Here is a 22,256-nt window from a genome sequence, read left to right on the forward strand (position 1 = left end):
GTTGATAGGCCGGGTGTGGAAGCCCTGTGAGGGGTGGAGCTGACCGGTACTAATAGGCCGAGGGCTTGTCCGCTGCAGATAATTGGGTGCTCGCGCATACGTTGTTCACATTGTATAGCTGTGTGGAATTCTTCCCTGTGGGGTCGTCTTTTCGGAGGTGGCTGTCTGTGGGGTGTGGGTTTCCGTGGTGGTTATGGTGGGAGGGTCACACCCGGTTACTTTCCGAACCCGGTCGTTAAGTCTCCTTGCGCTGATGGTACTGCCCTGTGGTGGGGTGGGAGAGTAGGTTGCTGCCACGGTTTTTTTCGGGTTGAGAGCCCCTCGTCTTTTGGCGGGGGGCTTTCCCTGTTTGGGGGGTCGTCCTTGGGGCGGCCCCCCTTTTTTTTGTGTGGTGTGCGGGGTGGCCGGCCGGAGGGTTTTCTCTTTTGGCCGGGATGGCCGGGGTGGTCGGCTGCTGTTGGTGCGCGGGCCGGGGTTTGTGGTGTGGTGGTTTTTGTCCTGACCGGGGTGGCCGGCCCCAGCCGGTCGGTGGACCGCGGCGCTGGCCATGGCCGGAGGGTGTCGTTCCCATCCCGGCCCCAGTCGTAGAGCGTCGTTCTCACCCTGGCCGCAGGGGGTGAGAGCTCGACCGGAGTTCTCCGAAAGCCCGGCCGCTTGGGGTGGGCGGCCAGCGGAGCGTGGACCTGGCCCCGGCGCAGTCGGCGGGCGGCAGCGTGGCGGGGCTGTGCGTTGGGCGCGCGTCCACGGTGGTGGGGGTATCTTCCGGGGCTGGGTCGAGCGAGGCGATCCCAGCTCAGCCGCTTGGGGTGGGAGGAATGCCCCCTGCAAAGGGTTGTGGGCGCGAGGAGCGGCCCGTGCGTAGAGCCCACCCATGCCCTCCCAACGCCGTAGGGGGTGAAACGTGTGCTGTCTTGGGGCCCCGGGCACAGCCGGAGAGCATTGATCGCCACCCCGACCCCGGGGGGTTTCGGGAGGGCGTACTCGGCTCCGCGAACCCGTGGGGGTGAAGGCCGCGGATACCTGCCCGGCTCAGCCACCGGGGGGTCGTCCACCCGCCTGGTGCCCCCGGCCCCAGCGGGAGGGTGTCGCGCTGCCTCGGGTCGCGCGGGGTAGGGCCGCGGCTACCTGCTCGCTCGACCACGCGGGGGTGAAGGCCGCGCGTGCCTGCTTGCCCGGCCAGCCGGGGGGTGGGAGCTGCGCGTGCTCGCGGCATCGGTGCGTCGTGGTGCGGGAGGGCGCTTGGGTGCGGGTTACTACGTCTGTGGTTGGTGTTCCAAGCGAGGTCGGGAGCGACCGCGCGGCCCCGGGCGGACCCTTCCTCCGTTCCCAAGGGGCTGGGCGGGGCAGGCCTCGCCCGGATCCGCCCCCCGGAAAGCACACCCCCACCACCCGGGACGTGCGGCCCACGATCTCGCCTGTCCGTCTGCCGCCTGCTGCATCGTGGGGGCGGATCCGGCTCCGCCGGTCTGTGCCTTTCCAAGCGGTGACCGTTCTGGAGACCAAAGGTCCTGGTCGGGCGCGACCACAGACCGCCGTTCCCAACGGGTGACCGTCCTGGAGACCTCCCAGTCCGTCTCACCCCCTGGAGCGGAGCATGCGGGAGCGTGCCCCGACACCCCCTACGGCGGGCCGGGTGGGAGCGTGCGGCCTTACCCCGCGCGACCTGGAGTGGGAGCGATGCCCTCCGGCTGTGGTCGGGGTCTCCAGGAGGGTGGATAACCCCCAGTGAGGCGGCGGGGCAGGTACGCGCGGCCTTCACCCCCGTGTGTCTGTGGAGCTGAGTATGCCCTCGCCAACCCCCTGGAGCCGGGGCATGGATCAATGCTCACCGGCTGTGCTGGAGGCCCAGAGACAGCGCACGCTCTACCCCCCCATTGCGTTAAGGAGGGCATGGGTGGGCTCTACGTACGGGCCGCTCCTCGCGCCCACCACTCTTTGCAGGGGGCATTCCTCCCGCCCCGGGCGGCCGGGGTGGGATCGCCTCGCTCGACCCAGCCCCGGAACACACCCCCACCACCGTGGACGCGCGCCCAACGCACCGACCCGGAGGTCTGCCGCACCCCGACCGCGCCGGGGCCAGGTCCACGCTCCGCTGGCCGCCCACCCCAAGCGGCCGGGCTTTCGGAGAACTCCGGTCGAGCTCTCACCCCCGCAACCTGAGCAGGGAGCGACACCCTCCGGCTATGGCCGGGCGCCCCGGTTCGGTGAAAAACCACTGCGGCGCAGGCCCCGGTCCGCCGACCACCACGGCGCAGCCCCGCCTCCCGAACCGGCCGGGCCGTGAAAGGCGCGCTCCCCCGCCGAGTGTCCCCCGGGGCACCCGGAACCCCCGCCCGCCCCTCTCCGCCCACAGGGCGGCCTCAGGGCACGCGGGAGCCGCTACACGGCCTGCTGGTCCCCCGCCACGGGCACGGGCAGCCCGTGGGGCGGGCCGTCCCCCTCGGGCCGCGGCCACTCCGGTGGGGAGGGCGGCGGCCGGGGGACCCGCGAGGGGTGTCGGGGGGTGTGCGGCTGTTGTGGAGGAATCAGTCCTCGTCGGCCTCGGGGGCGTCGATGAGCTGCCGCAGCAGCACCACGAAGTCCTCGTCGCTCATGCCGGACCAGTCCACGTGATCGTTCATGCTTGCGGTGTCCCCAAACTGGCCACCGATAAGCCTGTGCTACGTGAATTGGTGGGAGAAGTCTGGGTTAACTCCGCATCGTTCCAGGTCGGCTCAGATACGCCTCTGGAGGGCACCCCGGCATTCCGGGCAGCGGCAACGCTTGTTGTAGCCGGTGACGGTCCCGTGCGGAAGGGACGGGTCGCGCTGGTCGGTGAGCGTGGAGTCCAGCTGGTCCCCGAACGACTGGAGGATCCGGGCGGTGGAGAACACCTGCCTGGGGCTGATCTCCAGTTCCGCGGCGGCTTCGTCGATGTGCTTCCCCATCCGGAGTTTCGCGATGAGACGCGAGCGGGTACTCGGCGGCATCTCCGCTTCGGCGTTCGCGATCAACTGCTCGACGTCGTCGATGGGGTGGCTCATGGGTTTCCTCTACGTGTGCGGGCGAGCGGCCACCGGAGCGGACGCCTTCTGCATCGTACGCGCTTTCCGCAGATGTGGCCTGTGTTGTCGATGAGACCCATGTTTCCACGTTCGGGACCCTCGTCACAGATAGTGGCGGGTGACTTTCCCTCTTAATGCATCGAATCAGCCGCTCTTTTCTAGAAACTCATTGCTAGATGCTAGATGCCGTGTTTCGCTGGTCACATACCTTCGACACTCTCCGTCATTGGAACGGTGCCATGACCAGTCCCACGGTCCGCCGTCGGCGGTTGTCCGCCGAGCTCCGCCGCCGTCGTGTCCAGGCGGGTCTGACCCTCAGCGATGTCGCCGACGAGCTGGAATGGTCGCCGGCCAAGCTAGGCCATATCGAGACGGGGATCCGCAAGTGGCCCTCGGTCATGGAGATCTCCGCGCTGCTGCGACTGTACGGGGTCACCGGGGGGCAGCGGGAGGCCATCCTGACCCTGGTGCGCGAGTCGCGGATGCGGCCGTGGTGGACCGAGTACGAGGACGTCCTCTCCTCCGCCTACGTGGGCAACGAGGCGGGCGCGGTCTCCCTGCGGGTCTACGGCGGGATCCTCGTCCCCGACCTGCTCCAGGCCCCCGACTACACGGCCCTGGTGGGCCGCGCCCTCGGGCACGGCGAGGACGCGGTCGAGCGGATGGTCGCCGCCCACCTCAAGCGCCAGGAGGTCCTGGAACAGGTCCGCTACCACGCGATCGTCGAGGAGGACGCCCTCCAGCGGATCTCCGGGGACCGCGGCCTGCTGCGCGCCCAGACCACCCGCATCATCGAGGCGGCCTCCGAGACGGTCACCGTCCAGCTGCTCCCGACGTCCGCGGGGCCGCACCCGGGCGTCGCCGGGCCGTTCTCCGTGCTGGAGTTCGACGAGGACGAGGCGGACCTGGCGTACGTGGAGGCCACCCAGGGAGGAACGATCGTGGAGGTGGAGGAATCGGTCACCGCCTGCAAGCGGGTCTGGGCGGAACTGACCCGGATCGCCCTGTCCCCCAAAGCCACCCTGGGGATACTGCGGCGGATGGCACTCCTCACTTGACGGCTTGCTAGTCTGCTAGGTGACAACCTCATAAAGTTCTCTACGGGGCCCTCCTGCGGGGGCTTCGTGACGAACCGGATCAACGAAAGGGTCCAGACAGTGAAGAAGATCATCGTTCTGGCGCTGGTGGCCCTCGGGGCGTTCGCCATCTACCGCAAGATCCAGGCGGACCGCGCCGAGCTCGACCTGTGGACCGAGGCCACGGCGGCCGGCGAGAACTGAGACGTCGCGGCGCGGCGCGCGCCGTTCGACGCCAGTGCGCGGCACGAAGACGTGGGTGGGCCGGCGTTCCCGTGGTGCGGCCCACGGCTTTGTGGCGTTCGATCCCTGACCCCACGGCCCCCGCGGTCGTGATCTGGGGTGTGTCCTGGTGAGGGTATGCTCTGCGTAGCGACCGGGCCTGGTACCGGGGTGCGAGGGGCCATAGCTCAGCTGGCAGAGCGCCGGTTTTGCATACCGGAGGTCAGGGGTTCGACTCCCCTTGGCTCCACAGCGGGAAAACAGCAGATCAGACGTAACGGGCGGGGACTCCTTCGGGGGTCCCCGCTTCGCGTTGCGGGGGCTCTGGTCCGGATGCGGGCCGGGCGGCCCCGCAGGGCTCCTCCGGCGGCGCGGCACCAGGGACTTTCGATCCACATCGAAACCCTGGTGACCGGGCTCTCCGCGGTGGAGAGTGGTGCCCACAGGAGGCCGACCGGGTCGGCCGGGCGACGGAGAAGAGAGCAGACCATGCCGCAGTACTTCCTCACCATCCCGCACGACACCGCCGACGAGCCGACGATGGAGTCCATGCAGGAGATGGACCCCGCCGAGCTGGAGGCCGTGATGGCCGCCGTCGACGCCTTCAACACCGCGCTCGACGAGGCGGGCGCCTTCGTCCACGCCGGCGGCCTGCACCCGCCGTCGACCGCGGTCACCGTCGACGCCACCGGGCCCGAGGTGAAGCGCACGCCAGGGCCGTTCGTGGACGCCACCGAGTACGTGGGCGGGTTCTGGATCATCAGCGCCCCCGACGAGCAGGCCGCGGTCGGCTGGGCCGAGCGGTGCTCCGCCGCCCTGCGTTCGCGCATCGAGGTCCGCGCCCTCCAGGAGGCCCCCGAGTAGGCCCGGGACGGGTGCGGTGACGGGGCTCCCCCCGCGGGACCGGGGGAGCCGTCGCCGTGGCGCGCCCGCGCCTCCCCCGCCGATTTCGCGCTTTGTCGATTTAGGGGGATGTCGCCCCGGTCCGCTCCGGGGGACAGTGGGTATGACCACATTCCAGGCCAATGACAGCCACATCGGCCGTGTGCAACACATCCCCTGTCCCCGACCCGCCGTGCTCCGGGTTCGAGTCACAGCCACACCCCGGGTCCGCGAGGACCCGTCGTCCCTTCCCCGGGCAACGGCGCTCGGCCGCTGTCCCGGGCCTGCCGCCACGCCGGGCCCCGTGCCCGGCGGCGAAGGAGAGAAGGTGATGGCATGCGGTTGAGTTTCGCCCGCTCCGACGACCCCGCCGACGGGCGGGTGGGCGCGACGCCGGAGACGGTGTCCGTCCTGACCCGCCACGGAATCCGGGTCGAGGTCGAGACGGGGGCCGGGGAGAGGGCCGGCCACTCCGACGACGCCTACATCGAGTCCGGGGCCGAGATCGTCCCCGGCGCCGACCTGTTCGCGCGGGCCGACATCGCGGTGTCGGTGGTCCCGCCCTCCCCCGACCGGCTGGCCGCCATGGCCGAGGGCTCCGTGCTCGTCGGGCTGCTGCGCCCGGTGCACGCCGTGGACACCGTCCGCGTCCTGGTGGAGCGCGGGGTCACGGCGCTGGCCATGGAACTGGTGCCCCGTACGAGCAGGTTCCAGCCCATGGACGCGCTGTCCTCCCAGGCCGGCGTCGCCGGGTACAAGGCGGTGCTCATGGCGGCCGACCGGATCGACAAGATGTTCCCGCTGTCGATGACCGCCGCGGGCACGGTCCGCCCGGCCGAGGTCGTGGTGCTGGGCGTGGGCGTGGCGGGCCTCCAGGCCATCGCCACCGCGCGACGGCTGGGCGCCGCGGTCAAGGCCAACGACGTGCGGGCGGCCGCCGCCGAGGAGGTCCGCTCGCTGGGCGCCGACTTCGTGCACATCCCCGGGGTCACCGACCAGGAGGGCGGTGCGTACGCGCGGATGCTGGGCGAGGACCTGGCCCGGGCGCAGCACGAGGCGCTGGCGCCCCACGTCGCGCGGGCCGACGCCGTCATCTGCACGGCGCAGATCCCCGGGCGGCGGGCCCCGCGGCTGCTCACCGAGGAGATGGTGGAGGCGATGCCGCCGGGCTCGGTGGTCATCGACCTGGCGGCCGAGGACGGCGGCAACTGCGCCCTGACCGATCCCGGCGGGGAGGTGGGGGAGTACGGCGGGACCCGGGTGGTGCCGGTCCCGCAGGCGGCCCGGCTGCTGCCCCGGGAGGCCAGCGCCCTCTACGCCCGCAACGTCGCCCACCTGGCGGAGCACCTCGCCGGGCAGGACGGGCGGCTCCCGCTCGGCTCCGGCGAGGAGCTGGGCGCGCTCCTCCTGGTCCGGGACGGCGAGGTGGTCCACGGGCCCACCGCCCGGGCCCTGGCCGGCGGCAGCCACGCGGGGACGGTCCGATGACGGCGACGGCGGGTCTCATCCTCTCGGTCTACGTCTTCGTCCTCGCCGCGTTCCTCGGGCACGAACTGCTCTCCAAGGTCCCGCCGATGCTGCACACCCCGCTGATGTCGGGGGCCAACGCCATGTCCGGGGTGGTCGTCATCGGCGCCCTGGTGCTGGCGGGGACCACCACCGGGGCGGTGGCGACGCTCTTCGCGGTGGCGGCGGTCGCGCTGGCCACCGCCAACGTCGTCGGCGGCTTCATGGTCACCGACCGGATGCTCGGCAGCTTCACCAGCGGACGGGGGCGCTCATGAACCCCTCCCTCGGAGCCACCGAGATCGCGCTGCTGGCCTACCTGGTCCCCGTGGCGCTGTTCGTCGTCGGCCTCAAGCGCCTGGCCCGGGTGCGCACCGCGCGCCGGGGCAACCTCTTGCTGGCGGTGGGGATGCTGCTGGCGGTCGTGGTCACCCTGGTCGAGCAGGGCCGGGTGGACTACGTGTGGATCGTGGTGGGGCTGCTGGTCGGCGCCTCGGTCGGCGCGGTCACGGTGATGCGGGCTTCGGCGACCTCGATGCCGCAGGTGGTCGCCCGCTTCAACGGGTTCAGCGGCGCGGCCGCGGCGCTCATCGGCCTGGCCCTGTTCTGGGACGCGGTCGTCTCCCCGGACGCGGGCGCGGCCCTGGTCACGCTCGGGGTGCTGGAGTCGCTGTCCCTGGCGGTGTCGTTGGTGATCGGCGCGGTCACCTTCTCCGGCTCGGTGCTGGCCGAGGCCAAGCTGTGGGGCCGCCTCGGCGGTCTGACCCGCATCCCGGGGCGGGTGGTCCTGCTGGCTGCCACGGGCGCCCTGGGCGTGCCGGCCGCGGGCGCCGCCGTCGCGGCGGACGACGTCCGGACTGCCGCGGCGGCGCTGGTCGCGCTGCTGGTGCTGGCGCTGGCCGCGGGTGTGCTCGCGGTCGCCCCGGTGGGCGGCGCGGACATGCCGGTGATGATCTCCCTGCTGAACTCGGTGTCGGGGCTGGCGGTGGCGGCGAGCGGGTTCGCCCTCGGGAACACGATGCTCATCATGGGCGGGACCATCGTCGGCGCCGCGGGCCTGATGCTCACCAGGATCATGTGCGCGGCGATGAACCGCGGCCTGCTCGGCGTGTTCGCGGGAGGCCTGGGCGACACCGCGCCGCCGGGCGAGGGCCGGGAGTCCTACGACCACGTGGTGTCCTCCGACCCGGAGGAGGCGGCGATGGTGCTGGAGGTGGCCCGCAGCGTGGTGATCGTTCCGGGCTACGGCCTGGCGGCGGCGCGCGCCCAGCAGTCGGCGGCCGACCTGGCGGACACGCTGGCCGAGCGCGGCGTGCGGGTGCGGTTCGCCGTCCACCCGGTGGCCGGCCGCATGCCCGGGCACATGAACGTGGTGCTGGCGGAGGCGAACGTCCCCTACGAGCGGCTGGTCGAGATGGAGGCGATCAACCGGGACTTCGGCGACACGGACGTGGTCATCGTGGTGGGCGCCAACGACGTGGTGAACCCGGCGGCCAGGGCCGCCTCGGGGTCGCCGATCGCGGGGATGCCGATCCTGGAGGTGGACAACGCGCGCCGCGTGATGGTGGTCAAGCGGAGCCTGTCGGCGGGTTACGCGGGCATCAAGAACGAGCTGTTCGAGCGCGACAACTGCACGATGCTCTTCGGGGACGCCAAGCAGGTGCTGGACGACCTGGTCCGTGAACTGAAGGCCGGTATCCCGGCCTGACCGGGGGTGGGGCCGGGGTGACGTGTGTTCACTCCGGCCCTTCCCATCCTAATTGGAAGACATTGACGTGTTTGGCTGATAGGAGAGAAAAAAGACTACTTGGTGACCCGTGTCAGGATCGAATGAGGGCCTTCGGCGCGAAATGTCGTCGGCCCTTTGTGTTACCAATCGGTAGGTTGAGGCGACCCCCGGCGCCGGCGCGAAATGGGCGACCTGCGGGGTTGCGGAGTGTGTGTGCCGCGGGGGCGGCATAGTCCGTTCGGGGGATATGGGGTCCGAGTGGCCCCCTTCGGTGACGTCTGTCCGACCCGGGACGAACGCCCATCGCACATGATGAAATCGCAGGTCATCCTGCTTGTCGCGGAATGGTGCGCGGGGAGTGTTTCGCTAGGGTCACAGTGGTCCCCTTCTCTGATGTGGCGTAACTCTCCGTGTGTGTATGATGACACTCCATCTAGGTGCAATGGTCCTACTGGGCCATATGAGAAATAGGCCAGTTGGGGTCTGTTGGTGAACTGAGACGATCCGTAGTTTCGACACCAGCGACAACGAGGAAGACAGCGCGCCGAAACGAACGACCCCCGAAGTCGGCCCGGGCGGCCCCCCGCCCGGATACGTTCCCGCCCTCGGATTCGGCCTGCGTCCTCCTCCCCCGCCGGTGCTGCCGGCGGGTTCCGATCACCACACATGCTGATCTTGGGAGTGGGGCAACATGTGGAATGAGAAGATGGCGGCCCGTGCCAAATGCCGGGAGATCGACCCGGACGCCCTGTTCGTGCAGGGAGCCGCACAGAACCGCGCCAAGTTGATCTGCCGGGGCTGCCCGGTCCGTACGCAGTGCCTCGCCGAGGCGCTGGACAGCCGCATCGAGTTCGGTGTCTGGGGAGGCATGACCGAACGCGAGCGGCGCGCCCTGCTGCGCCGGCGCAAGGACGTCACCAACTGGTACGACCTGCTGACCAGCGCCGAGCGCCGCTACGAGGAGGACCGGGACCGCCAGGAGGCGGACCGCGAGGAGTCCCCCGTCACCGCGCACCACTAGCGCGCGGGGCCGCGGAGGAGAGGACGCGGCCCCCGCTCAGCGCGCCGTACGCGGCGCGGGAGGTCCGGGGAGGGAGAGCCCCGGCGGGGACCGGGTGCGGCCCGTGGCCGCGCGGAGGAACGGCGCCCACCCCCTACGAAGGTAGAGGTCCCGCCCGGCGGAGGTCCACCGTCGGGAGGAGCCGCGGATCAGGGGAGGATCAGGGACGATCCCGATAGCGGGACGCTCCACCCGTCGCGCATCATGGAGGGAGTGCGGCCGTCGTGGTCGCACTCCCGAGCGCAGGGGGAGAGGGAAGTGGCCGTGCAGGAACCCCAACACCCTGTGAGGCGCCCGTGGGAGCGTCCGCAGCCCCAGATCCGGCTGACCCACACCGACAGGGACGCGGTGGCCGAGGTCCTCCGGGACGCCTACGGCAAGGGACAGCTCGACGAGGACGAGTTCGAGGAGCGGCTCGACCAGGCCATGCGCGCCAAGTACGGCGCCGAACTCGAACCCCTCACCCAGGACCTGGGACTCGACCCCCGGAGCGGCGGTGCCGCGCCGGCCGCGGCCCGCGCCGGACACGCGGGGGCGCCCTCCAGCACATCGGCCGAGCGCGTGGTCGCCGGCGTCGGGCACGCGGGCAACTACTTCTTCCCGATCGTCGCCCCGCTGCTGCTGTTCCTGGGTGCCAACAACATCTCGCCGTACGTGCGGCGCCAGGCGCTGGAGTCGCTCAACTTCCAGCTGGCCTGCCTGATCGGTGCCGTCCTGAGCGTGCTGACGATCTGGCTGGTGATCCCGGCGTTCTTCCTGTTGGCCATCTTCGTCGGCTGGGCCGTCCTGCCCGCCATCGGCACCGTCGCCGCCCTGCTGGGGAAGGACTGGCGCTACCCCATCCCCGACCGGTTCCGCCTGGTCAAGGACGACTAGGGCCGGTTCGGCGGATCACCGCGGGTCGCGGCCCCGGCCGCCGCGCCGACGCCGCCCGGCCGACCGGCCGGGCCACCGCTGTGCGACGACGCCGGGCCCCGCTGCGCCCACGGCAGGGGCGCGCGGACGCGCCCTCCGCCGACAGGGCGCCGGGAAACCGCGCCCGTCCCTCGGCGCGCACCGCACCACACGGGAGCACCCGCCGGGCCACGCCCGGGGAGCCGGTTCCCGGCACGCCCTCCCGTGACGCCGCGCGGTCCCACCGGGGACCGCACGCCGGAAGGCGGGCCGCGGCGCGGATCCCGCGGACGGCGGTACAGGGCCCGATCGCGGGCGGCCGGGTCCCGCGGCGCGTTCCGGGACCGCTGGGTGCGCCCGCGGGCCGTCCGCCGCCGGGAGGGGGCACGGCCCGGGAAGGGGTCGGAGCCGGCCGGTGGCGGGCGTACAGGCGGCTGGGCACGGGGCCCGGCCGCCCGGCGGCCGGACGGGAGCACGGGCGGGACCACGTCGTCCCGGCCCGGCTACCCACCGGCCCGGTCTCTACTTGCCGGGGCGGCCGTTCTCCTTCGAGCGGTCGCCGGCGGAGGCCTTGACCGCCTCCTTGGCGTCCTTCGCCTTGCCGGCGGCGGTCCCGGCGGCCTCCCCGGCCTTCTCCGCGACCTTCCCCGCCTTGTCCTCCAGGTTCTCCCGGGTCTCCCGCACCTGCTCGCGGGCCTGGTCCAGGTGCTCCTGCCACTCGGCGTCCTGCGACGCCTGGCGCATCCGGACCAGCGAGTACACGAGCACGCCGCCCACCAGGGCGGCGCCTCCGATCAGGACGCCGCGGGGGACGCGGCGTCCGCCCACACGCAGGCCGCGCAGGCCGCGCCGGGCGGGCTTGGGGTCGACCCGCTGGGCCGCCGCCGTGAGCAGCCCTGCCACGCGGGGGGCCACGGTGTCCTCGACCCGGACGGCCGCGGTCTCCAACCGGGGCGCGGTCCAGCCACGGGCCTGGAGGAGCGTGCGGGACGCCTGCTCGCGGGCCTGGTCCGCGTACGGGCCGAACCGGTCGGCCTGCTCCTTGGCCAGGTCCTGCAGTCGGGCGAGGGCCACCTCGGCCTCCTTGCGTGCCTTGCGACGCTTGGCAGTGATAGGCACGTCGTCAGCTCCTTCGGTCGTTCACCGGTGTCATACGGTCGCACCCGGCGCGGAGTCGGTCGGTACCGACGCCGCACAGCCGGGCCTTCCCGTCGTCCTTCCCCGTTATCCGGGTGTTATCTCAACATACGTCCTCTCCGTCGGCGATCGGCGTTTCGACACCGCCGACGGGGTACGTCCGCGAAGGGGGACGATCCGGGCCCTCCGTGACGCGCGGGGACGTTCCCGCCGGTCTCGCCGGGTTCCGCCGAAGCCCCTGATCCGGGCGGGTAACGTGAGCACGTCAACGAAGTCGACCGAAAGGCACTCAGGTGTCGGACTCCAAGGCCCAGCCGACCGCCCGGCTGAACACCTCCAAGGGAACCATCGTCATCCGTCTCTTCGAGGAGGAGGCGCCCGAGACGGTCGCCAACTTCATCGGCCTGGCCGACGGCTCCAAGCAGTGGATGGACCCCGCCACCGGCAAGCCCGGCAGCGGCAGCCTGTACGAGGGCACGGTCTTCCACCGCATCATCGAGGGCTTCATGATCCAGGGCGGCGACCCCCTGGGCAACGGCCGCGGCGGTCCCGGCTACACGTTCAAGGACGAGATCCACCCGAGCCTGCGCTTCGACCGCCCCCACCTGCTGGCCATGGCCAACGCGGGTCCGGGCACCAACGGCTCCCAGTTCTTCATCACCGTCGAGAAGCCGTACTGGCTCGACGGCCGCCACACCATCTTCGGCGAGGTCGTCGAGGGGCAGGACATCGTCCAGGCGATCTCCCAGGTGGAGACCGACGCCCAGGACCGCCCCCGCCAGGACGTGGTGATCAACAGCATCGAGATCACCCGCTAGGGGCTCCCCCGGACGTACGGGGCACCGACGGGCACGCGCACAGGAGGAAGACCCAGACCATGACCGCCTCTCCCCCGCCGTCCGGAGCCGATCCGGAACCGCAGCGGCCCACCCGGCGCACCTGCTACCGGCACCCGGACCGGGCGACGGGGCTGTCGTGCAGCCGGTGCGAACGGCCCATCTGCCCGGACTGCATGACGGCGGCGTCGGTGGGGCAGCACTGCCCCGAGTGCGTGGCGGAGGGCAACCGCGGGGTGCGCAGGACGCGCACCGTCTTCGGTGGCGGGGCCGTCACGGCCCCGTACGTCACCTGGGCCCTCCTGGGGCTGATGGGCGTCGGCTACGTCGCCCAGATGCTCACCGCGGGCTCGCCGCTCAGCACCTCGGGCTCGCCCCTGGTGGAGCGGCTGGGCATGTGGGGAGGCGGGGTGGCCTTCCGCGGGGAGTGGTACCGGCTCATCACCGCGGCGTTCCTCCACGCGGGCCTGTGGCACATCCTGTTCAACGGGTGGGCCATGTACGCCCTGGGCCCCCAGTTGGAGCGCTGGCTGGGGCACGGGCGCTTCCTGGCCCTGTGGGTGCTGGGGGCGCTGGGCGGGTCGGCGCTGACCCTGGTGGCGGCGCCGAACACGCTGTCCATCGGTGCCTCGGGGGCGATCTTCGCGCTCTTCGGGGCGGTGTTCGTGATCGGCCGCAGGCTCGGGCTCGACGTCCGGATGGTGGCGGTCCTGATCGGGATCAACCTCGTCATCACGTTCGTGTTCCCGAGCATCTCCTGGACCGCCCACATGGGCGGGCTGGCCGTCGGCCTGCTGCTGGGGGCGGTCTTCGCCCACCTGCCCGGGCGGTCGGCCTCCCCGCGTACGCGCACCCTCGTCCACACCGCGGCGATGGCCGTGCTCGGTGCGGCCCTGGCGGGGCTGGTCCTGGTGTCGCCGGTGCTCCTCGTGGCGCTGCACACCGGCTGAGGCCACCGTACGGCGAAGGCCCCCGGAGCGGGTGCTCCGGGGGCCTTCGCGCGTCCGCGGTCGGCCCGACCCGGCCGCGGGCGGCATGAGGAGAGCCGCCCGTTCGACGGGCGGCCCGCGGTCACGCGGGCGCCGGCTCCCGACAGGGTCGGCGCTCGTGGGAGGTCAGTGCCAGCGGGTGGCCAGGACGATGGCCACGATGATGCCGGCGAACCCGACGGCCAGGTTCCAGTTGCCGAGGTCCTGCATGTAGGGCACGAACTGCCCCGCGATGTAGAAGACCGCGATCCACAGGATGCCCAGGATGAAGAAGCCCATCATCGTGGGGACCAGCCACCGGGGGCTGACCTTGGGCTTCTCCTTCGAAGGAGGCGGCGTGTAGACGACCTTCTTCTTGCGATCGTTGCGGGACTTGGGCACGGTCGCTGCTCCAGTACGGGTGGGGCCGGTCATAACGGAAACACAGTCTATGCCCAGAGCGGGCTCCGCCGTCACCCCAGGGTCGCGCCCGGAGGGGGCGGGCACGCGCGAACGGAGGCGGGGCCGCCCCACCAGGGGCGGCCCCGCCGTCGTCCTTCTAGTCCCGCAGCGTCGGTTCGAACGAGAAGCCGTTCTGGTCCGGCGGACCCTCGCCGTCCGACGGGGGCGGATCGCCCCCGCCCGGGTTCTCCGGCGACTCGGGCTCGGTGGGCGGCTCGGGCTGGGCGGGCTCGATCGCCACCGTCACCGTGACCGTCGTGCCCGGCGCCACCTCCTGGTTGGCGGCGATGGACTGGCTGACGACCGTGTTCGGCGGGTTGCCGGGGTCCTCCACCTCGTGGAAGGACGCCGTCAGGTTGCGGTCCTGCAGGGCCGCGTCGGCCTGCTCGCGGGTCATCCCCACCAGGTCGGGGACCTGCACGTTGCCCGGGCCGCTGGAGATCCGCAACCGGATCTCGGTGTCCGGGGCGACCTCGTCGCCCGCGGGCGGGTCGGTGCCGATCGCCTGCCCCGACGCGACGCTGTCGTGGTTCTCCTGCTCGGTGGCGACGTTGGTGAACCCGGCCTCGTTGAGCGTGCTGACCGCGTCCGCCTCGCTCTGCCCCTCCACCGAGGGGATCTCCTGGGCGTCGGGTCCGCTGGAGACGTACAGGACGATCGGGTCGTCCAGCGCGATCTCCTCGCCCGAGGCGGGGTCGGTCTCCACGACCGAGCCGGGCTCTGCCTCGGGGTCGGCCCGCTGCTCCTCCCGGAGCGACGTGAACCCGGCCTCCTCCAGTTCGGCCCGGGCGTCCTCCGCCGACGACCCGACCACGTCGGGCACCGCCTGCGTCTCGACCTCACCCGGGCCCTGGTTCATCAGGAAGAGCACCAGGGCGATCGAGGCGAGGACGCCGAGGCCGAGCAGGGACCACAGCACGATCTTGCCCGTGTTGTTCTTCTTCTCGTCCCGGTAGTCGTCGTAGTCGTCGTCGTACCGGTCGTCGTCATAGCGGTCGTCGTACCGGTCGTTCGCGGGCGGCAGCGCCGTGGTCGCCCCGGCGGCGGCCATCGCCATGGTGCCCGCCTGGGTGGGCATCCCGGCCAGTCCGCGCTGGATGTCGGCCCGCATCTCCGCGGCGTTCTGGTAGCGCTGCTCGCGGTCCTTGGTCATCGCCCGCAGGGTGACGTCCTCCAGCCAGTCCGGCACCTGCGGGTCCACCTCGGACGGCGGCACCGGGTCCTCGCGGACGTGCTGGTAGGCGATGGACACGGGGGAGTCGCCCGTGAACGGCGGGCGGCCGGTGAGCAGCTCGTAGAGCACGCACCCGGTCGAGTAGATGTCGCTGCGCGGGTCCACCCGCTCGCCGCGCGCCTGCTCCGGCGAGAGGTACTGGGCGGTGCCGATGACCTGCGAGGTCTGGGTCATGGTCGCCTGGTTGTCGTCCATGGACCGGGCGATGCCGAAGTCCATGACCTTGACCTCGGCGTTGCGGGTCAGCATCACGTTCGCGGGCTTGATGTCCCGGTGGACGATCCCGTTGTCGTGGCTGTACTCCAGCGCGCGCAGGATGCCGTCGACGAGTTCCGCGGAGCGCTCCGGCAGGAGCTTGCGGTCGTCGTCGAGGAGTTCCTTGAGGGTCCGGCCGTCCACGTACTCCATGACGATGTACGGGATCGAGAGCCCGTCGATCATGTCCTCGCCGGTGTCGTACACGGCGATGATCGCGGGGTGGTTGAGAGAGGCCGCCGACTGGGCCTCCCGACGGAAGCGGGCCTGGAACACGTGGTCGCGGGCCAGGTCGTGCCTGAGCGTCTTGACCGCGACCAGCCGGTCGAGTCTCAGGTCACGCGCGCGGTAGACCTCGGCCATGCCGCCGCGCCCGACGGTGTCGTCGAGTTCGTAGCGCCCGCCGAAGAGCCGGGGTTGGGACATGTCGTGTACTGATCCTTGTTCTGGGCCCGCGTGCGGACCTTCTTACTCCGAGCGTCTCTCGCTCATGGCCTCGTCACGGTGTCTTCGCTGCCGGGCGGGGGGTCCTCGCCGCCGCCCCCTCCCCCCGGGTCGGTGGTCCCGGGATCGGTCTCCCCGTCGGTGGGATCGTCGTCCCCGCCCGGATCGGGCGTTTCGGGATCGGTCTCCTCGTCGGTGGGGTCCGGGGTGTGGCTCGGAATCTCCTCGGGGATCGTCGGCGTGTACTCGGGCGTGTAGTCGGGGACCACGGGCGCCTCGACGGGCTCGTCCTCCTCCGGCTCGGGGGAGGGGGTCGTGGAGGGTTCGTCGACGATGACGGGCGACTGCGTGTCGCGCACGTTGTCCGCCCCCTCGGAACCGTTGCCGCTCAGGAAGAAGCCGCCCAGGACGGCGCCCACGATGAGGACCGTCGCGCCGACCGCGGCGAGGATCACCGGAAGCCCGATCCGCCGCTGGGTCGCCAGCCTAGCGGAGTCGTCCTCCTGACCAGGAGTTACGGTCTGCTGACCCGTGGTGCGCCGCGGGGTGATCCCGGTGGTGCGCCCGGAGTCGGGGACCGCCGACACCACGCGGGTCGCGGCCACGCCGCCGAACCCGGCGGAGGGCGTGGGCGGACCGGTGCCCGCGTCGGACCGGATGACCGCGGCCATGTGCGCGACGTCGCCCGCCGTGGCGGGCCGGTCCTCGGGGTCCTTGCTCAGCAGCAGGAACACCAGGTCGTCGAGGTCCGCGGGGATGTGCTCGGGCAGCGACGGCGGCTCGTCGCGGGTGTGCGCCAGGGCCAGTGCCACCGGGCTGTCGCCGGTGAACGGCGGCTCCCCGGCCAGGCACTCGTAGGCGACCACGCCGAGCGCGTACAGGTCCGAGGACCCGGTGGCGGGCCGGCCCGAGGCCTGCTCCGGGGAGATGTACTGGGCGGTCCCCATGACCATGCCGGTCTGGGTCAGGGTGACCGACATGTCGCCGCGGGCGATGCCGAAGTCGGTGAGCTTGAGCCTGCCGTCCCCGGTGACCAGCAGGTTTCCCGGCTTGATGTCGCGGTGGACCACCCCGCGGGCGTGCGCCGCCGCCAGGGCCTGGGCGGCCTGGCCGATGAAGTCGAGCGTCTCGTCCGGGGTGAGCCCCCCGCGCTCCTTGAGCACCTGGGAGAGGGGCTGGCCCACCACCAGCTCCATGATGAGGAACGCCCGGCCGTTCTCCTCGCCGTAGTCGAAGACCTGGGCGATGCCCGGGTGGGAGAGGCCCGCGGTGATCCGCCCCTCGGTGCGGAACCGCTCTCTCGCCGTGGGCTCGGCCATCTGCGACGGGTGCAGGAGCTTGACCGCGACGGGCCGGTTGAGCAGGGTGTCGGTGGCCTTCCAGACCGTCCCCATGCCGCCGGAACCGATCTGCTCCTCGAGTCGGTAACGGTCGCTCAGAACGGTCCCGGTGAGTCCACCGGGACCGTTCTGGGAAGAAGGTTCGTAGGTGCTCACTACTGAACCACTGCCTCCATCAAAGCTCGGGCGACCGGGGCCGCGAGTTCGTTGCCGCTGCCGCCGCCGAACTCCACCACCACGGCCACCGCGACCTGCGGGTCGTCCGCCGGGGCGAACCCGACGAACCAGTTGTGGGTCCTGTCGGTACCGTTCTCGGCGGTACCGGTCTTGCCGGCCACCTCCATACCCGGGATGGCGGCGTTGGTACCGCTGCCCTCGGGAGCCGTGGTGACCAGGACCATCATGTCGGTGAGCATGTCGGCGGTACGGGCGCTGACCGCGTCGGAGTGGGACTCCGGGGACGTCTGGGTGATCACCGACAGGTCGGAGTCACGCACCGAGTCCACCACGTAGGGTCGCATGACCTCGCCCCCGTTGGCGATACCGGCGGCGACCATCGCCATCTGGAGCGGGGTGGCCTCGACGTTGGACTGGCCGATGCCGGCGCGGCCGAGGATGCTCTCGTCCGACTCCACCGGGGCGTAGCTGTCCACCACCGACAGCGGGACCGTCATCGGCTCCTCGGGGTTGAACCCGAACGCCGTCGCCTGCTCGCTGAGCGCCTCGCCGCCGACCGCGATGGCCCAGTTCGCGAACGAGGTGTTGCACGAGATCTGGACGGAGTGGGCCAGGGTGTCGGGCTGCCCGCCGTTGCAGCTGCCCATGGCGTTGGGCAGCGGCGGCCCGGACGCGAACTGGAGCTGGTCCGGCGCGTCCTGGGTGCTGTCCGGTCCGGCGTCCAGGTTCTCGATCGCCGCGGCGGCGGTGACCAGCTTGAACGTCGAGCCCGGTGCGTAGCGCTCGTTGAGCGCCCGGTTGAGCAGCGGCTTGCGCTCGTCGCCCTCCAGCTCGACGTAGTTGGCGACCGAGTCGTTGGGGTTGTCGATGTCCACGACCGTGTTGGGGTCGTAGGACGGGTAGGAGATCGCGCCGAGGATGGCCCCGGTGTTGGGGTCCAGCGCGACCGCCGCGCCGTTGCGCCCGCCCAGGTTCTCGAACGCGTTGAACCCGGCCTCCTGCACCTCGGGCACCAGGGTCAGCTGCACCTGGGCGCCCTCGGGCTCGCGGCCGGTGATCATGTCGCGGAAGTTGCGCACGGCCAGCCGGTCGTCACTGCCGTTGAGCAGGTCGTTCTGGGTGGCCTCGATGCCCGAGGCGCCGTAGTTGCGGAACGAGCCCACGATCGGCGTGTACATCGAGCCGCCCTCGTACACCCGCTGGTAGCGCGCGGGGTCGTCCTCCTCGGCGATGTTCTCCGAGTGGGCGACGTTCTCCCCGGCCACGAGGATCGGACCGCGGGGCGCGCTGGCCTGCTCCGCGTACTGGCGCCGGTTGAGCGGGTCGTCCATGATCGTCGGGGCCTGGATGCCCTGGAGCCAGGTGATGTTGACCATGAGGACCAGGAACATGATCAGGCAGAAGATGCTCAGTCTGCGGATCGTCGTGTTCATCGTCGGATCACCTGGGTCGCGCCCTCGTCCTGGATCGCCTGGGGTGCCGGCCGTCGTGCGTTGTCGCTGATGCGCAGCAGGATGCCCATCATGATCCAGCTGGTCAGCAGCGCGGTGCCGCCGGCGGACATGAACGGTGTGGTCGAACCGGTCAGCGGGATGACCCGCGAGACCCCGCCGAGCACGATGAAGGTTTGGTACACGAGCACGAACGCCATGCCGCTGGCCAGCAGCTTGTTGAACGTGCCGGTGGAGGCCAGCGCCACCCGCATGCCGCGCTCCACCAGGACGAACATGACCATGAGCACGGCCAGCAGGCCGGTCACGCCCAGCTCCTCACCGATGGAGGCGAGGATGAAGTCGCTGTCGGCGGCGAAGATGTCGGTGGGCCGCCCGGCTCCCAGGCCGGTGCCGAACAGGCCCCCGTAGGCCATGCCGACGATGCCCTGCACCAGCTGCTGGCTGCCGCCGACCGCCTCGTAGACCTCCTGGTCGAAGGCGTTGATCCAGATGTTGACGCGGGCCCGCACGTGCCAGAACAGGAAGTAGGCGACGGTCGCGCCCGCTCCGAACAGCACCAGGCCAAGGGTCACCCACGAGGAGCGCTGGGTGGCGACGTACAGCATCGCCAGGAACGTGCCGAAGAGCAGCAGCGAGGTGCCCAGGTCGCGCAGGACGACGAGCATGCCGATGGCGATCAGCCAGCCGACCAGGATCGGTGCCAGGTCGCGGGCGCGCGGCAGCTCGATGAGGGTGAACCGGCCGACCTTGATCGGCTTGCCCACGATCTGGAGCACCTGGCGCTTGCTCATCAGGTACGAGGCCAGGAAGATGACCAGCGCGATCTTGGCGAACTCCGACGGCTGGAAGGTGATCGGGCCGATCTTGATCCACAGCCGCGCGCCGTACACCTCGTGGCCGATGACCGGCAGCGCCGGCAGGGCCAGCAGCACCAGCGCGATCAGGGCGCTGATGTAGGTGTAGCGCTGGAGGACCCGGGGGTCCTTGAGGAAGATGATGATGAGGAAGCAGAAGATCAGGCCCAGGGCCGTCCAGACCAGCTGCATGCCCACGCCGGCGCTCTCGATGTTGTCGCTGCCGACCGCGTTGAGGCGCCAGATCATGGCGACGCCGATGCCGTTGAGGAACAGGGCGCAGGGCAGGATGAGCGGGTCCGCGTAGGGGGCCACGAAGCGCATTGCCGCGTGGGCGGCGACGGCCAGGGCGCCGAAGGTCAGGCCGACCGTCCAGGTCGCGGCCGGGACCCGGCCGTTGAGGTTCAGGCCGGCGATCGCGATGCCCATCATCGTGATGAGCACGGCCACGACGATGAGGACCAGTTCGGCGTTGCGCCGTTTGACGGGGGGAAGGGCGGTGGGGGCCTCGGGTGTCGAAGTGTCACTCACCTGGCCTCACCCGCTTCCTTCCTCGGTCCCGCCCTCGGACCCCTCGGCCGCCGCGCCGTCGCGGAGCATGTCCACGGTCTGCTGGGCGTCCTGGAGGCTGTCGGCGGGGATGTTGTTCTGGATGGACTGGCGCTCGGACTCCGACAGCGACTCCAGGGCGATCCCGGTGTCCTCGACCTGCTCCGAGAGGCTGAAGCCGGCGATGTCGGTGTCGATGCCGCGGTAGATCGAGACGTTCTCGCCCGACGAGGACGGGCCGATGAAGTACTGGGAGTCGATGTACTGGCGCCCGAAGTAGTAGCCCGCGCCGGCGACGATGCCGATGATGACCAGGAAGCCGACGACCATCGGCCACCAGCGGCGGGTCTGCTGGACCTCCTGCCCCTCGCGGCCCGGGGACGCCGGCTCCTCGTACCCGGGGTAGGGCTGCTCCCCGTAGGGGGCCGCGTAGGCGCCGCCGTCCGCCGGGGGGCCGCCCGGGGCCGGGGCACCGGCGTAGGCGGGCTCGTCGCGGACCGGGTCCATCTCGGCGGTGTCGCCGCCGGTGGAGCGCAGCTCCTGGGCCCGTCTGGCGGGGGTGTCCTGCCCCTGCTCCATCACGTCCCGGCGCTGGTCGGCGGCGCCGACCATCTGGGCGGAGCGGGTGGGGCCGTCGCGGTCGGTGTCGGTCTCGATCACGTCGGCGATGACCGCGGTGATGTTGTCCGGGCCGCCGCCGCGGATGGCGAGGTCGATGAGCTTCTTGGCGGCCGCGCGGGGGTCCGCCTCGGTCGCCAGCGTCTCGTGGATGGTCTTCTTGCTGACGACGCCGGACAGGCCGTCGGAGCACAGGAGGTAGCGGTCGCCGGGCTTGGCCTCGCTGATGGAGATGTCGGGGTCGACCGGGCTCTTGCCGTCGAGGGCCCGCAGGATCAGGGAGCGCTGCGGGTGGGTGGCGACCTCCTCCTCGGTGATCTTGCCCTCGTCGACGAGGGTCTGCACCAGGGTGTGGTCGTGGGTGATCTGCTCGAAGCGCGAACCGCGCAGGAGGTAGGCGCGCGAGTCGCCGATGTGGATGAGGGCGACCCGGGGACCCGACCACAGCATGGCGGTCAGGGTGGTGCCCATGTTCTCCAGGCGCGGCTCCTCCATGATCCGCCGGGAGAGGGAGGCGTTGGCCTGCTCGACGGCCTGCTGGAGGACCTCGGCCATGTCGTCGGCCCGGTGGTCCTCGGCGTCCAGGCGGCGGATCGAGGAGATCGCGATGGAACTGGCCACCTCGCCGCCCGCGTAGCCGCCCATGCCGTCCGCCACCGCGAGCAGGTGCTGGCCGGCGTAACCGGAGTCTTCGTTGCCTTCGCGGAGGCATCCTACGTCGGAGTACGCCGCGTATCGGAGAGCGATTGTCATTTGCGCAGTTCCAGGACGGTCTTGCCGATACGGATGGGCTGACCCACCGTGATGGGCTGGGGGCGGTTCAGCTTCTGTTGGCCGAGGTAGGTGCCGTTGGTCGAGTTCAGGTCCTCGACGAACCAGCGGCCGTTGTCGGAGTAGACGCGCGCGTGGCGGCCCGAGGCGTAGTCATCGGTGATGACCAGCGTCGAGTCGGGCGCGCGCCCGATGAGGATGGGCTGGGACGCGAGCGGGACGGTGGTGCCCGTCAGCGGCCCGCCGGTGACGGCGAGGACGCTGGGCTCGTTCCGGCGCTGGCGCTGGGGACGGGCCGGTGCGGCCCCCGAGTGGGAGGGGGTGCCGCCCCCGCGCTGCGCCGGCCGTGCGGCGGGGCGGGGCTTCTTCCTCGGCTTGCGTTTGGAGGGGCCGAAGAGGTCGGTGCGGACCACACCGATAGCCATGAGGATGAACAGCCAAAGCACCGCGAGATACGCGATCTTGATCAGTATGAGGGTCAAGTTGGACATCGAACTGCTCTTCAGCCCCTGTCGTGCTCCGGCCGGGGTGGCGGTCATCGGCGCCGCCACCGTGTCTTCCCCACCTTCGTTCCGGTGAGTTGAGGTCGCAGGTCCGCGGCCCCTCGGGTCGCGGCCATTGTGCCCGATCGGTCGGGTCTTCGCGGAGACTACCTTCCCGGCCGGATATCCGACAGCGGGTCCGAATGGACCCGAACCCCGGACTCGCCCTTTGTGACGCCGACGCGGGGGTGTTGGTTGCGAC

At 71.3% G+C, this 22,256-nt stretch carries 19 protein-coding genes, 1 tRNA gene and 1 rRNA gene; 12 read left to right on the forward strand and 9 right to left on the reverse strand.

Annotated elements, in window-relative coordinates; translation table 11 throughout:
* The first annotated feature begins 183 nt into the window (after positions 1–183).
* A 5S ribosomal RNA gene (gene rrf / locus BUE45_RS23430) occupies positions 184–299 on the forward strand.
* A gap of 2,415 nt (positions 300–2,714) precedes the next feature.
* Here rrf and BUE45_RS23435 read toward each other — a convergent pair.
* On the reverse strand, positions 2,715–3,023 hold the full coding sequence (locus tag BUE45_RS23435; protein WP_073381721.1) for a hypothetical protein: 309 nt from the start codon (positions 3,021–3,023) through the stop codon (positions 2,715–2,717).
* Positions 3,024–3,283: 260 nt separating this feature from the next.
* On the opposite strand from BUE45_RS23435, the gene BUE45_RS23440 reads away from it, so the two are divergent.
* The 9 genes from BUE45_RS23440 (at position 3,284) to BUE45_RS23475 (ending at position 10,395) form a co-directional block, all read left to right on the forward strand.
* A complete protein-coding gene (locus BUE45_RS23440; RefSeq protein ID WP_084737721.1) occupies positions 3,284–4,102 on the forward strand; it encodes a helix-turn-helix domain-containing protein in 819 nt (272 codons plus the stop codon).
* A 99-nt stretch (positions 4,103–4,201) separates the two neighbouring features.
* Positions 4,202–4,324 carry a DLW-39 family protein gene (locus tag BUE45_RS32990; protein WP_218619584.1) on the forward strand — a complete coding sequence of 41 codons (123 nt, stop codon included), beginning with the start codon at positions 4,202–4,204 and terminating at the stop codon, positions 4,322–4,324.
* Positions 4,325–4,519: 195 nt separating this feature from the next.
* Positions 4,520–4,592 (forward strand) — tRNA-Ala (locus BUE45_RS23445).
* A gap of 239 nt (positions 4,593–4,831) precedes the next feature.
* Positions 4,832–5,206 (forward strand): YciI family protein, encoded by a 375-nt coding sequence (locus BUE45_RS23450; protein ID WP_073381724.1) that lies wholly within the window; start codon positions 4,832–4,834, stop codon positions 5,204–5,206.
* A 354-nt stretch (positions 5,207–5,560) separates the two neighbouring features.
* Positions 5,561–6,712 (forward strand): Rossmann-fold NAD(P)-binding domain-containing protein, encoded by a 1,152-nt coding sequence (locus BUE45_RS23455; protein WP_073381726.1) that lies wholly within the window; start codon positions 5,561–5,563, stop codon positions 6,710–6,712.
* On the forward strand, positions 6,709–7,008 hold the full coding sequence (locus BUE45_RS23460; RefSeq protein ID WP_073381727.1) for an NAD(P) transhydrogenase subunit alpha part 2: 300 nt from the start codon (positions 6,709–6,711) through the stop codon (positions 7,006–7,008). The genes BUE45_RS23455 and BUE45_RS23460 overlap by 4 nt, the downstream gene beginning before the upstream one ends.
* Positions 7,005–8,438, forward strand: coding sequence for an NAD(P)(+) transhydrogenase (Re/Si-specific) subunit beta (locus BUE45_RS23465; protein ID WP_073381729.1), 1,434 nt, complete (start codon positions 7,005–7,007; stop codon positions 8,436–8,438). Before BUE45_RS23460 ends, BUE45_RS23465 begins: the two co-directional genes overlap by 4 nt.
* 712 nt (positions 8,439–9,150) lie before the next feature.
* Positions 9,151–9,480 (forward strand): WhiB family transcriptional regulator, encoded by a 330-nt coding sequence (locus BUE45_RS23470; RefSeq protein WP_073381730.1) that lies wholly within the window; start codon positions 9,151–9,153, stop codon positions 9,478–9,480.
* A 324-nt stretch (positions 9,481–9,804) separates the two neighbouring features.
* The gene (locus BUE45_RS23475) at positions 9,805–10,395 is read left to right on the forward strand and encodes a DUF1707 and DUF4870 domain-containing protein (protein WP_245833426.1); all 591 of its coding nucleotides are present in this window, start codon (positions 9,805–9,807) and stop codon (positions 10,393–10,395) included.
* Positions 10,396–10,935: 540 nt separating this feature from the next.
* On the opposite strand, the gene BUE45_RS23480 is transcribed toward BUE45_RS23475, so the two are convergent.
* On the reverse strand, positions 10,936–11,532 hold the full coding sequence (locus BUE45_RS23480; protein ID WP_073381731.1) for a hypothetical protein: 597 nt from the start codon (positions 11,530–11,532) through the stop codon (positions 10,936–10,938).
* 311 nt (positions 11,533–11,843) lie between these two features.
* Here BUE45_RS23480 and BUE45_RS23485 point away from each other — a divergent pair, with 311 nt between their 5' ends.
* Positions 11,844–12,368: a peptidylprolyl isomerase gene (locus BUE45_RS23485; RefSeq protein ID WP_073381733.1), complete on the forward strand. Its 525-nt coding sequence runs from the start codon at positions 11,844–11,846 to the stop codon at positions 12,366–12,368.
* 59 nt (positions 12,369–12,427) lie between these two features.
* Positions 12,428–13,336, forward strand: coding sequence for a rhomboid family intramembrane serine protease (locus BUE45_RS23490; protein WP_178378627.1), 909 nt, complete (start codon positions 12,428–12,430; stop codon positions 13,334–13,336).
* Positions 13,337–13,501: 165 nt separating this feature from the next.
* Here BUE45_RS23490 and BUE45_RS23495 read toward each other — a convergent pair whose 3' ends face one another.
* From BUE45_RS23495 to BUE45_RS23525, 7 genes are all read right to left on the reverse strand, one after another.
* Positions 13,502–13,756: a cell division protein CrgA gene (locus BUE45_RS23495; protein WP_073381734.1), complete on the reverse strand. Its 255-nt coding sequence runs from the start codon at positions 13,754–13,756 to the stop codon at positions 13,502–13,504.
* 157 nt (positions 13,757–13,913) lie between these two features.
* Positions 13,914–15,731, reverse strand: a complete 1,818-nt coding sequence (gene pknB / locus BUE45_RS23500; protein ID WP_073381736.1) for a Stk1 family PASTA domain-containing Ser/Thr kinase — start codon at positions 15,729–15,731, stop codon at positions 13,914–13,916.
* 62 nt (positions 15,732–15,793) lie between these two features.
* Positions 15,794–17,245: a serine/threonine-protein kinase gene (locus tag BUE45_RS23505; RefSeq protein WP_073381737.1), complete on the reverse strand. Its 1,452-nt coding sequence runs from the start codon at positions 17,243–17,245 to the stop codon at positions 15,794–15,796.
* Positions 17,245–18,699 carry a peptidoglycan D,D-transpeptidase FtsI family protein gene (locus BUE45_RS23510; RefSeq protein ID WP_073381739.1) on the reverse strand — a complete coding sequence of 485 codons (1,455 nt, stop codon included), beginning with the start codon at positions 18,697–18,699 and terminating at the stop codon, positions 17,245–17,247. The genes BUE45_RS23505 and BUE45_RS23510 overlap by 1 nt, the downstream gene beginning before the upstream one ends.
* On the reverse strand, positions 18,696–20,105 hold the full coding sequence (locus BUE45_RS23515; protein ID WP_073381741.1) for an FtsW/RodA/SpoVE family cell cycle protein: 1,410 nt from the start codon (positions 20,103–20,105) through the stop codon (positions 18,696–18,698). The genes BUE45_RS23510 and BUE45_RS23515 overlap by 4 nt, the downstream gene beginning before the upstream one ends.
* Before the next feature lie 6 nt (positions 20,106–20,111).
* On the reverse strand, positions 20,112–21,494 hold the full coding sequence (locus tag BUE45_RS23520) for a Stp1/IreP family PP2C-type Ser/Thr phosphatase (RefSeq protein WP_073381742.1): 1,383 nt from the start codon (positions 21,492–21,494) through the stop codon (positions 20,112–20,114).
* Entirely contained in the window at positions 21,491–22,003 is a 513-nt protein-coding gene (locus tag BUE45_RS23525; protein WP_178378628.1) for an FHA domain-containing protein FhaB/FipA, read from the reverse strand. The genes BUE45_RS23520 and BUE45_RS23525 overlap by 4 nt, the downstream gene beginning before the upstream one ends.
* Positions 22,004–22,256: the final 253 nt, after the last annotated feature.

This window comes from Nocardiopsis flavescens (genome assembly GCF_900141985.1).
In the GTDB taxonomy this organism is placed as follows: domain Bacteria; phylum Actinomycetota; class Actinomycetes; order Streptosporangiales; family Streptosporangiaceae; genus Nocardiopsis; species Nocardiopsis flavescens.

Coding starts and splice junctions, on each gene's coding strand:
- BUE45_RS23435 (WP_073381721.1), bottom strand. CDS start 3,023: ATGAGCCACCCCATCGACGACGTCGAGCAGTTGATCGCGAACGCCGAA.
- BUE45_RS23440 (WP_084737721.1), top strand. CDS start 3,284: ATGACCAGTCCCACGGTCCGCCGTCGGCGGTTGTCCGCCGAGCTCCGC.
- BUE45_RS23450 (WP_073381724.1), top strand. CDS start 4,832: ATGCCGCAGTACTTCCTCACCATCCCGCACGACACCGCCGACGAGCCG.
- BUE45_RS23455 (WP_073381726.1), top strand. CDS start 5,561: ATGCGGTTGAGTTTCGCCCGCTCCGACGACCCCGCCGACGGGCGGGTG.
- BUE45_RS23460 (WP_073381727.1), top strand. CDS start 6,709: ATGACGGCGACGGCGGGTCTCATCCTCTCGGTCTACGTCTTCGTCCTC.
- BUE45_RS23465 (WP_073381729.1), top strand. CDS start 7,005: ATGAACCCCTCCCTCGGAGCCACCGAGATCGCGCTGCTGGCCTACCTG.
- BUE45_RS23470 (WP_073381730.1), top strand. CDS start 9,151: ATGTGGAATGAGAAGATGGCGGCCCGTGCCAAATGCCGGGAGATCGAC.
- BUE45_RS23490 (WP_178378627.1), top strand. CDS start 12,428: ATGACCGCCTCTCCCCCGCCGTCCGGAGCCGATCCGGAACCGCAGCGG.
- pknB (WP_073381736.1), bottom strand. CDS start 15,731: ATGTCCCAACCCCGGCTCTTCGGCGGGCGCTACGAACTCGACGACACC.
- BUE45_RS23510 (WP_073381739.1), bottom strand. CDS start 18,699: ATGAACACGACGATCCGCAGACTGAGCATCTTCTGCCTGATCATGTTC.
- BUE45_RS23520 (WP_073381742.1), bottom strand. CDS start 21,494: ATGACAATCGCTCTCCGATACGCGGCGTACTCCGACGTAGGATGCCTC.
- BUE45_RS23525 (WP_178378628.1), bottom strand. CDS start 22,003: ATGTCCAACTTGACCCTCATACTGATCAAGATCGCGTATCTCGCGGTG.